This is a genomic window from Methanoculleus sp. UBA291, from assembly GCF_002499755.1.
Taxonomy (GTDB): domain Archaea; phylum Halobacteriota; class Methanomicrobia; order Methanomicrobiales; family Methanoculleaceae; genus Methanoculleus; species Methanoculleus palmolei.
On sequence record NZ_DANC01000003.1, the window covers coordinates 117,038 to 128,136 of the forward strand.

The window sequence follows — 11,099 nt, forward strand, 5'->3', positions numbered from 1 at the left end:
GGGAGGTGCACCCGGCGAAACGGCGGGTGCATGAGAAGAACGAAGTTCTTCGAAAGGCGTCCCCCTCCCGGCTGAGGTGTTTCGGGAGCACCTCTGACTCAAACGTGCTTCCTTGCGATATCCAGCATCACCTCTCCTATGGGTGTCATCAAAGTCCTGCTCCGTACCGATGCAAAACCTGCTTCGATCATGGAGCCGGCAATTATCCCTTCATTCAGTCCCGGGTTATCCCAGTAAAGTGCAGGCATGAGCGTTCCGAGCACCATCTCTTTCGGTTTTGTTCCCTCGTCTGTTTTTCCATCTGAAAAACTGACAAAGACCCCGCCCGGGTTAAGAGAATCATGGATCTTCGTTATCACTTCGTTCATCCTGTCTTTGGCAAAATCGAGAGTCATCGAGGCCCAGACCAGGTCATAGTCCTCACCGATAGGACCGGTGATGTAATCACCCTGCAAGACTTCTATCCTGTCGCTCATTTCATAATCTTCCACCACTCTCTCGGCAACCCGGGCGACAGCCGGGCGGTCAAAGAGAACCGCAGTCATGGACGGATGGCTCATGGTCATCGATATGCCGAAGAGCCCCGGACCGCAGCCGAGGTCGAGCATCTTCTTAAACGAAGGATACTCCGGCAACGAATATACAAGACGCGTTGCCAGCTGCACCATTCCTGAACGCTGGTAATTTACCGATAACTTCGCCTGCCCTGCCCACATCTCTTCGGACTCCTGCGACCAGGACCTCACTATCTCCGGCATGCACCGTTCCCCCGGGCCGTTTCGTACAAGATTGCAGATATCGCCGGATGACATGTTGTACCACTGATAGCAGGACAACAAGAAATCTCCGAGATAGATGTCGTTTTTTACCGCAAGAAATTCATCTGCGACAGATGAATTCTTAAACCGACCGTCTTTCTTCTCAATCAGGTCCAGTGAGGCCAGTGAATTCAGAAAAACTGAGGTTTTTGTGGGGTTAAGGTGCAGTCCTTCCGCCAGTTCTTCAGGGCTTTTCCACTCGGAGAGCTCCTGAAACACTCCCAGTTCTATTGCTGCAATGAATATATTTGTCTCCTGATTTGTGAGTAATCTGCCGTATAATTCCTTGAAATCATTCTTTACTTCGGGTATTTTTTTCATGAATGTACCCCCGGGGAACTCGGTGTGCGAATGGGGGACTCAAGCGTCCATCCTCCCGCCACCTCCTGTTTCTAATATCTCCTGAAGTACCGCCCCTTTTCTTTACAGGGCTCTTTATGTGGTCCGGATTCGGTAACTCTACCGTCTTTTGGCATAACTTTCCTGTCAACATCCGCGATAGTACTTACCCGGTGTGCCAGGATAGTAGCCCTCTTATGCCCGGCCGGTTCAATCATTCTTGAAAGACCGGGGCATTTTGCAGTTTCCATCATTTATTCTCGTCCTTTTTTCCATTGATGCAAAGTTTCTGTGTTTTTACGAGAGCGGCTATGTTTCACCGCAGAATTCTGTCTTACCGCTTTTTTTCAACAGATTTTGAACTGCTGCCGATGCATTTGCCGCCATAATTTCTTTTCATTGTCGGGTGGATTGAATATTAGCCAAAATTATTTTGGATTTTTGCGGAAATTCAAAGTGAGGTCGTCCCAAAAATGTCTGCAAACCTTTGCTGTGCCTTGATCAGAGCACCCGTATGTCATGTGTTTTCCATCTGGGTCCGAACAGAGGCCTAAATGGCGAAACGGCCTTTATCCTGATATCGCCACGCGAGGAACAACTGCCGGCACGGCGGGAGTTCGAGAAGACGGGGGGCTTTGAGTGAGCGACTGGTCGTAGAGCCGGAGCGCGAGAAACTCGAAGAGTTTCGAGTGGGTGTCCCCCTCCCAGCCGAGATGTTTTGGGCCGACCTAAATGCGTGCGGTAGTCTCTGCATATAGGTGTTCGCGGGCGTGGGATGGCCGAGGTAGGAGACTTATGAAGAAGTATCTCCCGTCAACTCTTTACAGGGTTCCCTGCAAACCCCACCGCCAGGCCCACGAAACCCGAGGTGAACGGCACGGTCGCACGGTCGAACCCCGATTCGGTCAGCATGTCCTGGAACTCCGAAACGGTGGTGAAACCGGGCATATTCGCCTCACGTTGCGCAATCATACCCCGGACAACGTCGTCGGGGGCTCTCCCACGTTTCATGTTCCGGCACCAGATCTCCCTCTGGATCTCCTCTTCCCAGTCGTGCCTGGCGCGGAAGATATCCCCGCAGATGAACCGCCCTCCGGGCGAAAGCGCCCGTAACGCCCGGCGGGCGACCAGAACCCGCTCCTCTTTTGAGACGTGGTGGAGGCAGAGCGAGGTGACGATCGCATCGTAGCGGCCCTCCGGCCATGCATCCCGGAGATCCTGTGCAAGAAACCTGACCTCCGCAAGTTCCGGCTTTGCCGCCGCCTTCTTCAGCATCTCCGGGGAGAGATCGATCCCGGTTATCTCCGCACCGGGACACTCCTCCCGTATCATCGCGGTGAGGATTCCGGTCCCGCAGCCAAGCTCAAGGACCCGCCGGGGATGGGGAGGCAGGTAATCGACGATGGTGGCAAGGAGGAGAGGCTGGCCGGGAACGATAGCCCTGATGATACGGTCGTAGTCTTCCGCCTCCATGACTCCGTGGACCTGGTACGTTTCGTTCATCCTTCACCGGCCTTCCTGTACGATTGTTCTATGTCGTGAGAAAACTCCAGAATAGAGTGATAACTAATTGCATTCATTTCATACGTAATCTGAATGAACAATTATTAAATATTATCTTTACAGACGCTAATCCATGGATGCAGAGACCCATTCTCACTGCAAATACTATAACATCAAAAACGACTTCTCCGTCGCCGACCTTGCCGCATTCCACGGCCACCTTGGCCCATATATCGTCCTTGGATACCGGATCGGGAAGTATGTCCGGAGTAACTTCTGTGGCGACCCGTTCAGGATGAAGGCCAGAGTCCACTGCGCCGGGACGCCTCCTCAGTCCTGTCTGGCAGACGGGGTCCAGCTCGGGAGCGGGTGTACGCTTGGGAAGCGTAACATCGAGATCGTCCCCTCGGAGACCGTCGCTTGCGTTTTTGAGGCGGAGGGGAGAAAGATTACCGTCATTCCGCGCCCGTTCCCCCTCCCGAAGCAGGATATGGACTACGAGGCTTCAATCGAGGCCGTGGCCGAGGAGATGTACTGCCAGCGCGACGATGAACTCTTCGACCTCTCCTCGTCCTGAAGGGCCATGACTTCATCGGACCCTGTCATCAGGCTTGAGAACGTGTACACCGCTTATGAAGGGGCTGATCGCCCCACCCTGACGGACATCTCCCTCTCGATAGGAAAGGGGGAGTTCGTGGTGATAGGCGGCCCGAACGGGGCCGGGAAGACCACGCTGCTCGAGACAATCAACGGGATGCTCCCCATCACTCATGGGAGAACTATCGTATGCGGACAGGATGTGCGGGAGGACGGGGTGCAGGTGCGGTGCCGGGTCGGCTACCTCCTCCAGAACTTTGCCTTTGATCCGCTTACACCGTTCACGGTCGAGGAGGTCGTCCTTATGGGGCGCTTCGGGATGATCGGACTCTTTCGGAAGCCCCGGACGGAGGACTACGAAGCGGTGGCAAGATCCTTGCAGTTGCTCGGCATCGAGGATCTCGCTGCCCGACCCATTGGACAACTCTCCGGCGGGCAGCAGCAGAAGGTGCTCATGGCGCAGAACCTGGCCCGCAATCCTGAGGTCCTCCTTCTGGATGAGCCCTTCTCCAACCTGGACATGTTTGCCCGGGAGGAGATCAACCGCCTCCTCGCCATCCTTGTCCGGAGCGGGGTAACGGTGCTGATCGTCTCTCATGCCTTCGATGACCTGCCCGATGGGCCGGTGCGGGTTGTGGTGATGCAGGAGGGGAAGATCGTGGCCAGCCGGGAGTGCTCCCCGGAAGAGGTAGAGCAGGTCGTCCGGAGTGCCGGAAAGGGGGCGTCGCATGCTTGAGTTCATCATTCAGAACAACATCGTCTGCCATGCCGTGGAGGCCATGCTCTTCGCTTCCGTCGCCTGCGCCGTCCTCAGCGTGATCATCACCCAGGTGCAGATCTCCTCCATCGGGTTTACCATGGCCCATGCTGCCTTTGCCGGCGCGGCGGTGGGGATGTTCCTCTCCCTCAATCCGACCGTCTGTTCCATCGTCACCGGAATCGGCGTCGCCTTCCTCATCGGCCCGCTCTCGGATAAGGCCCGGGTCTCTCCCGATACGGCGCTCGGGCTGCTGTTCGGGATCTGCATGGCCGTGGCCATCTTCTTCATCGCCTACATGCAGACCCTCGGGCAGGGATTCTCCGCCATGGGCCTCCTCTTCGGGGACGTTATCTCTCTCTACCGCGAGGAGGTATACCTTCTCGCAGCCATCTGTATCGTGGCGATCGCCGTTATCGTTATCCTCTACAAGGAGATCACCGCGATCATCTTCGACAAGCGGATTGCAGAGTCGGTCGGGGTCCGGGTGAAACCGGTTTATTATGCGATGCTCTTTGTCATTGCACTCACCGTCTCTTTCTGCCTCCCCATCATCGGGGGCCTCCTCCTCTACGTCTGGCTGGTTACTCCGGCGGCAGTCGCTCTCCAGTTCTGCAACCGGCTGTCCGCGATGTTCGTGGTCGCGCCGATTGTGGCTGCAGTAGTCAGCATATCCGGCGCCCTCGTCGGCCTGGAATATTCCCTCCCGGTCGCCCCCCTGACCGCCGTTCTCTTCTCCGTCGTCTTCATCGTCGCGGTGTTCCTCTCTCCCCGGCGGCGCGTCACGTTTCGAAAAACTTAATATTAAAGTCATAACTATTCTCAATATGTATAAAATTCATATTTTATCTCTCCTACTATTCTTGCTTTTCATAACACCGGGGGCGAGTGCCCTTTCGGTGGTCTCCACGACTACCGTTCTCTGGGACCCGGCCCAGTATATCGGCGGAGAGAAGGTCGAGGCCATCTACATAGCCGATCCGACCATCTGCCCCCACATGCAGGCAGACATCATCCCAAACCGTATCCAGCTGGAGAAGGACTTCATCCGTGATGCCGACCTCTTCGTTGCCCACAACGGGTCGGTCGATCAGTCCTATGTGATGCCGTATGTCTCCGACTTCATGGCTGCCAACGACTACGGCACGGTCGAGTGGGTGACCCTTGAGAATCCCTCTATGACCTGGAACACGCCGTCGGGAGCAAAAACCCTCTCCCGCGAGGTAGCGGGATGGCTGATCGCTGCAGACCCGGCAAACCGGACCTACTACGAGGCGCGGCTGAACGATTACCTTGCAGAGATCGACGCTGCGGATCTGACCTCGGAGGAACGGGAGGCAATTCCCGGACGGGATGCCGTAGTGATGGTCTGGCAGCAGGATGCGGCGATCGAGTGGCTCGGACTGAACCTGGTGTCCATCTATGCACCGGACTTCTATCAGGGCGGACGATTCACGCCGCAGGCCGTCGTCAGCGATATCTACAACAATCCCGAAAAATACCGGAACGTGAAGTACGTCATCGAGAACATGCAGTCGGGAGAACTGGCAAAGGGCCTTGAGGAGGCGCTTCACGACAACGGGGTGCCTGCGGAACGGGTCATATTCACCAACTTCCCCAAGTCGCTCCCGGGCGTCGACTCGCTCCCCGACGTCATCCGCTACAACAAGGGCCTGGTCACCCCGGTGCAGGCTGCGTCGGAAGAGGCGGCTGCCGCATCGGCAGAGACCAGAGCCCCGCTCCCCGGAACCCTGGCCGTTGCGGCGGTCTTGGGAGGCGGCGCCCTCTTACTGTTCGCCCGGAGGCGGTAGTAACTACTCTCCCTGCTATCTTTTGACTATGGAGGAAAAGTCATGGAGCCACAGAGTGAACTCAAGAAAACCGGCGTATCGCCGTCGAACTGCCGGGATGGTGGGGATACCTGCCAGGAGATTGCATCTGGATGCCGTATCGCCACCGTTTCCTGGAAGAGAGCATCATGAATGTCGACCTGAATCCCATCGGGTACGTCTCTTCGCCGTATATGAAGAAGGAGGATGCCCCGCGGCAGGGCAGGCTGACCGACACCGAAGCTGAGATCGTCATCGACGAGCGGTACCTCCCCGGCCTATTCAGGAGCGAGGAGAAGAAGCACCTCTTCGTGCTCTGCTGGTTCGACCGGGCCGACCGGAGCGTGCTCCGCGCAACGCCCCCGCACAACCCGGTGGAGCACGGCGTCTTTGCGACCCGCTCCCCCAATCGACCGAACCCGATCACCTCTCGCTCGTCGACATCGTCGACATAACGGGCGGGAGAGTCCGGGTCCGGGGGCTGGATGCCCTCGACGGGACGCCGGTCCTCGATATCAAACCCTATTCGGAGGAGATCGACTGCCCGAAGTGAGGGGATGCGAACAGAGGTCCGGCAGTTTGCATATCCGGATGGTATTAGAACATTTTTACGGATTGCCCCAGATGCGCTCCGGTGTTTGAAGGGTACCGGGTGACCGGAAGCAGCCTTGCAAAAGAGCGGACCTTCACTTCAATCCGGTCGGCCGTGCCGTGTCGGCAAGCATGGGATCAGCGTGACGCCGGGTGTTCGGGCCGCATGAACGGCATCCGCTCCCGGACCCGCGGGGATATGGGCATGCCGCCCGATGGACGTATCTTTGAATCTTACGGCATCATCCACGCGGCCGAAACGTCCGGGAAGGACACCGCCCGCCTTCTCCGTCGGTGTCGGTCTTTTTCATAGAGAGGGCGCAGTCGCTGCAGGTCGGCATGAAAATCTTTTTCCGGCCTGATTACGAATCCGCCTTCTCCCACCAGATCTTCACCCGGGTCGAATCCCCCGGGACGATAACGGAATCTCCCCAGACCTGACATACCGCCCCAGGTACCGCCTGAGCACCTCTTTCTGCTCCCCGGTCACGAAAAACACCTCGGCGCGAAGTAGTCGACCGCCTCGTCGAGGTCGGCAAAACGGTTGACGTGCCGGAGGGGGAATGTCTCGATATTCGGATAAATGCCCATCGAATACAGCACATTGTAGAGGGTGTCACACTTAGGGGAGGAGGCATACGGCGAGCCGTGGAGGATAGGCCAGAGTTCCCGCGACATCGCGTCCCATGATATCGGCGTGGTATTCCCCCACAGGGCAGCATTGCGGACCCCGGCTTTCGAGACCGTCGAGATGAGCACCACGGGAAGCGGCAGGGCGTTTTCAGTTTGTGCGGCGATAGTTGCATGAGTATGACTATTTAAAGATTATTACTACTCCCGTCAGCCCCCCGTCATAACCGGAGAACCGGTAGGTACGGAACGTGTCCCTGCAGTCATGTGCTACTAATATTACGTTATATCATATATTTTGGAATTCTAAGGCTGAAATATAATTATTTATTAGATTGTAAATCCAGAATCTTCATATCTCCAGGACGCGCTGCCGTGCAGAGATCCCGGGAAAAGCCATGTACGAGAGTATCATTCAAACGGTGGTGCTGGCGGCCGATCTGCTCGGCGAAACGGTCCCGATGATGATCATCGGCGTCTTCCTGGCCGAAGTGCTCGTCGCCCTGAATGTCGCCGGGAGGATTGCGGCCATCTCCCGCCCGCTTACCTCGTTTGCCTGTCTGAAGGAGGAGTGCGGTACCAGTTTTCTCATGGCCTTTGTCTCCCCCCCTGCCGCCAATTCCATGCTGGTGGACTATCATACACAGGAGATCATCACCCAAAAGGAACTGATCATCGCAGCCACCATGAACTCGTTTCCGACGGTCGTCATGCACTGGCGCTACCTCCTCCCGGTCTACATCCCGCTCCTCGGTATCCCCGGCCTCATCTACTTCGGCCTGTTGATGTTCGTCGGCCTAGCAAAGACTGTGGTTATCATGGTCGTCGGCCGGACCGTTCTCGACCCCCCTCCACGCACACCGGTCGGTCCCGCGGAGGAACCGGCCGTCACGACGTTCCGGGAAGCACTGCGAACGGCGTGTACGTCCTCCAGAAAGGTCCTCGGGCGCCTGCTCTCGGTCACCGTCCCCACCATCATCATCGTCGCGTTTCTCCTCAACGCGGGCGTCTTTGACCGGCTTGCCGGGATGATGCAGGGCGCCGGAGCGGTCTTTCCCGTGCCCCCGGAAGGTTTCGCCATCATCGCGGCCCAGTTCGGCAGTTTCGTAGCAAGCGCGGGCGTCGCGTCCGCCCTGCTCGCCGCGGGTGATATGACCTGGCAGCAGGTCATCCTCACCCTGCTCGTCGGCAACGTCCTCACCAGTGTAACGCGGGGTATCCGCTGGCTTGGTTCATCCTACGTGGCGATCTTCGGGTTGCGGACCGGGACGGAGGTTATGCTCATCTCGACGGTACTCAGGAACGGCATCATGGTCATCCTGGTCGTGGTGCTGGCTTACGGGTTTGGGTGGGGGTGATCGCCTTCCCGACGATTCTCTCCGCATCTCACCCATCCTGCACCTCCCGGATCGCCCCGATCTCCGGTATATTCATCCCGCCGAGCAGCTCGACGATCGCCTGCACGTAGGGCTCCTGCCGGGTACAGCTCGGCGACGCGCGGGGGTCGCTCCGCTGCCCCCGCCGCCCCATCTTCGCATGGCCGGTGGCGATGTAGTGCAGGAAGTCTTCCTTGGGGAGACCCCACCGGCAGTTGACCTGCAGCCGGACGATGTCGGGGTTCTTCGGGTTCGGGAAGAGGACTGCTCGCGTCCCGGGGAGCGGGACCGGATCTCCGCTGTTCGATGCGGCGAGATCGAGGACCCGCAGCCAGAGCCGGTCGCAGGCTTTCTGCGCGTGCGGGCAGACCCGGCAGTAACGGTTCGACGGCGGCGTGCCGTCGCCGATGTAGCGGCAGCAGAAGTGAGGGTCCATGACGGTTACGCCTCTGTGCAGTCATTTGAGGGGCCACAAACCGCGGTTTCGGCGGCCGATCGGCTCTGATCGTTGCGTGTCACCGGTGTCGCACAAGAATTTTTGTGGGACACAACAGTGCATTTCATGCCGCACCAAAGTTGTTGTGGGTCATAGGCGTCCCGCAACCGCTTCCCGGAGATGGTTTGTGTATACTCGAGTATACACAAGATCCGTTGTGGATATTGGATCGGGGTTTTGATATACACAAATCTGCTTGTGGATATCTGGATACTCACAACCGGTTTCCCTCGGTGATGGCGAGCAGGCGCGAAAATACGTATGTCGTGGCACGCCGCCCCCCGTCCTCCGCGAGGACGGTAATGATGTCCTGTTCACGGAGTTGTTGAAGAATCCGATTTGCCGGCTTTTTGCTGCTCGGTATCTTTCGTCTGGTTGGAAGAGAAACACACGGCCGTTCCGACATTCTTTTATCCTCAGGAATGACAGCCGCTGGTATGAGTGCACTCTCGACAGGCATGCCGGCACCTGACTTCTGCCTCCCGGACGAGGATGACCAGGAGGTCTGCCTCACAGATCTGCGGGGTGCCTATGTGGTCGTCTACTTCTACCCAAAGGACAATTCATCGGGGTACATGCTCGAGGCCCGATCCTTCTCCGATGAGATGGAGGTGTTTGCCCGTCAAAACACCCCGGTCTTTGGCATCAGTCCGGATTCAATCAAGAGCCACAAGCGGTTCTCCGAGAAGCAGAACCTCTCCGTCCGTCTCCTCTCGGACCCCGATCACCGGATGATCGAGGCGTATGGCACCTGAGTCTCAAAGAAACTGTACGGGAAGGAGTACATGGGTGTCGAGCGGAGCACCTTCATCGTCGATCCCGAGGGAAAGGTTGCTGGCGTGTGGCGGAAGGTGAAGGTGAAGGGGCATGTGGCGGAAGGTGATGGCGAAGCTCGAGAGCCTCAAAGCCGGGGCCTAGGAGATGCGGGTCTTTTTCGTCGTCATCGGGAGGGGCTGTCCGACCGGTGGTGCAGGCAAGTTCGCGGGACATCCCGTTGAATGTCTCAGGTCGAGGAGTTCATCGCCGCGCTGGTAGTACATCTCCTCGACCACAGCTCCGATTGAGGCTCGGAGGCCATATCCTGCTTTTGGGGGAACGGACGCGGGTGTAATACATTTCCCGTCTGTCTCAAAGACGCAAGCGACAGTCTCTGACGGAATGATCTTGACGTTCCGTTTCCCAAGCGTTACACCCGCTCCCGAGCTGGAGCCCATCTAGCGAGTCAGGGTGGGGGCACCACCCCGATGCAACCGGCCGTGGGATGTACCCACCGTCAGTCCGCCGTGCAGGTTTCCGTGAGGTCATCCGGGGTATTCTTCGGTTCCGACACCCTCAGAACGATCCCCACGAGGCAGAGGACCGCGGCGGTCAGCATTGCAGTGGTGGTGGAGCCGGTGATCTGTGCCGCATCCGTACCGCCCGTGCCCCCGGCCACGTGCAGGTGGATGCTGAAGATGAGCGCGGCGATCGAGGTACCGGCGGTCATGGCGAAGTGACGGCCGGTGTTGCTCAGGCCTGAGGCGATGGCAGCCTGCTGCACCGGCAGGCCCCGCATAATCTCGGTGTTGACGGGGCTCTGGAAGAGGGTGAACCCGAGGGTGAAGACCACGAGCGCACCGAGGATGAGCGGGAGGTTCATGGAATCTGCGAAGAGAGCAAAAGCAACAAGCCCTGTTGCCGCGACCCCGAGTCCTGCGATCGTGTAGTGGCTTCGCGGGTTCCTATCGTAGAGTCTCCCCACGAGGGGGGAGCCGACGGTGAGAATGCCGGCAATAAGCATGAACACCTGCCCGACCTGCATGGCGGAGAAGCCCCAGACATCTTCAAGGTAGAAGGGCAGTGAGACCTCCACAACAAAGAGGGCGCAGAAGAACGCCACCATGGCAAACAATGGGCGGGTGAATGCCTGCCGCCCGAGGATCGCGAAGTTGAGCAGCGGCTGGGGGTGGCGCCGTTCGGTGCGGATGAAGGCAATGATTGACGCGCAACAGGTGACCCCGATCATTGCAACAGGAATGCCGTCCACGGTATCTCCGGCGATGAGGCTCAGGAACACCATGAAGGAGGTGACCATGACGGTGAAGGTTGCGGCCCCGGTCCAGTCCATAACGAACCGGTGCGTCAGAACGGGTTTTTTAACGTCCATCGACTGGATGCCCAGGG

General features: G+C 58.0%; 13 protein-coding genes and 1 pseudogene. 8 read left to right on the forward strand and 6 right to left on the reverse strand.

Translation table 11 applies throughout. The features are described from left to right. Window positions 1-98 precede the first annotated feature (98 nt). From BP737_RS00840 to BP737_RS00850, 3 genes are all read right to left on the reverse strand, one after another. On the reverse strand, window positions 99-1,139 hold the full coding sequence (locus tag BP737_RS00840; RefSeq protein ID WP_292410958.1) for a class I SAM-dependent DNA methyltransferase: 1,041 nt from the start codon (window positions 1,137-1,139) through the stop codon (window positions 99-101). A gap of 71 nt (window positions 1,140-1,210) precedes the next feature. Beyond that, window positions 1,211-1,411 carry a hypothetical protein gene (locus tag BP737_RS00845; protein WP_292410959.1) on the reverse strand — a complete coding sequence of 67 codons (201 nt, stop codon included), beginning with the start codon at window positions 1,409-1,411 and terminating at the stop codon, window positions 1,211-1,213. Window positions 1,412-1,970: 559 nt separating this feature from the next. Next, a complete protein-coding gene (locus BP737_RS00850; RefSeq protein WP_292410960.1) occupies window positions 1,971-2,660 on the reverse strand; it encodes a class I SAM-dependent methyltransferase in 690 nt (229 codons plus the stop codon). Window positions 2,661-2,793: 133 nt separating this feature from the next. On the opposite strand from BP737_RS00850, the gene BP737_RS00855 reads away from it, so the two are divergent. The 6 genes and pseudogenes from BP737_RS00855 (at window position 2,794) to BP737_RS00880 (ending at window position 6,747) form a co-directional block, all read left to right on the forward strand. Beyond that, window positions 2,794-3,237 carry a formylmethanofuran dehydrogenase subunit E family protein gene (locus tag BP737_RS00855; RefSeq protein ID WP_292410961.1) on the forward strand — a complete coding sequence of 148 codons (444 nt, stop codon included), beginning with the start codon at window positions 2,794-2,796 and terminating at the stop codon, window positions 3,235-3,237. Between the two features lie 6 nt (window positions 3,238-3,243). Then, window positions 3,244-3,993 carry a metal ABC transporter ATP-binding protein gene (locus BP737_RS00860; RefSeq protein ID WP_292410962.1) on the forward strand — a complete coding sequence of 250 codons (750 nt, stop codon included), beginning with the start codon at window positions 3,244-3,246 and terminating at the stop codon, window positions 3,991-3,993. Further along, window positions 3,986-4,816 carry a metal ABC transporter permease gene (locus BP737_RS00865; RefSeq protein WP_292410963.1) on the forward strand — a complete coding sequence of 277 codons (831 nt, stop codon included), beginning with the start codon at window positions 3,986-3,988 and terminating at the stop codon, window positions 4,814-4,816. Before BP737_RS00860 ends, BP737_RS00865 begins: the two co-directional genes overlap by 8 nt. Before the next feature lie 61 nt (window positions 4,817-4,877). Then, window positions 4,878-5,825, forward strand: coding sequence for a metal ABC transporter substrate-binding protein (locus BP737_RS00870; RefSeq protein WP_292410964.1), 948 nt, complete (start codon window positions 4,878-4,880; stop codon window positions 5,823-5,825). A gap of 212 nt (window positions 5,826-6,037) precedes the next feature. After that, window positions 6,038-6,396, forward strand: a pseudogene (gene tsaA / locus BP737_RS00875) (tRNA (N6-threonylcarbamoyladenosine(37)-N6)-methyltransferase TrmO). 81 nt (window positions 6,397-6,477) lie between these two features. Continuing rightward, a complete protein-coding gene (locus BP737_RS00880) occupies window positions 6,478-6,747 on the forward strand; it encodes a hypothetical protein (RefSeq protein WP_342685810.1) in 270 nt (89 codons plus the stop codon). 173 nt (window positions 6,748-6,920) lie between these two features. Here BP737_RS00880 and BP737_RS00885 read toward each other — a convergent pair whose 3' ends face one another. Then, window positions 6,921-7,196 (reverse strand): hypothetical protein, encoded by a 276-nt coding sequence (locus BP737_RS00885; protein WP_342685811.1) that lies wholly within the window; start codon window positions 7,194-7,196, stop codon window positions 6,921-6,923. 266 nt (window positions 7,197-7,462) lie between these two features. Here BP737_RS00885 and BP737_RS00890 point away from each other — a divergent pair, with 266 nt between their 5' ends. Next, complete coding sequence (locus BP737_RS00890; protein WP_292410966.1) at window positions 7,463-8,422, forward strand: nucleoside recognition protein; 960 nt, start codon at window positions 7,463-7,465, stop codon at window positions 8,420-8,422. Window positions 8,423-8,450: 28 nt separating this feature from the next. On the opposite strand, the gene BP737_RS00895 is transcribed toward BP737_RS00890, so the two are convergent. Further along, entirely contained in the window at window positions 8,451-8,876 is a 426-nt protein-coding gene (locus BP737_RS00895) for a hypothetical protein (RefSeq protein WP_292410967.1), read from the reverse strand. 497 nt (window positions 8,877-9,373) lie between these two features. Between BP737_RS00895 and BP737_RS00900 the strand changes: the two genes are divergently transcribed. Then, the gene (locus tag BP737_RS00900; RefSeq protein WP_292410968.1) at window positions 9,374-9,691 is read left to right on the forward strand and encodes a peroxiredoxin; all 318 of its coding nucleotides are present in this window, start codon (window positions 9,374-9,376) and stop codon (window positions 9,689-9,691) included. Between the two features lie 518 nt (window positions 9,692-10,209). Here BP737_RS00900 and BP737_RS00905 read toward each other — a convergent pair. Further along, the coding region (locus BP737_RS00905) for an MFS transporter (RefSeq protein WP_292410969.1) at window positions 10,210-11,099 on the reverse strand (890 nt) is incomplete at its 5' end.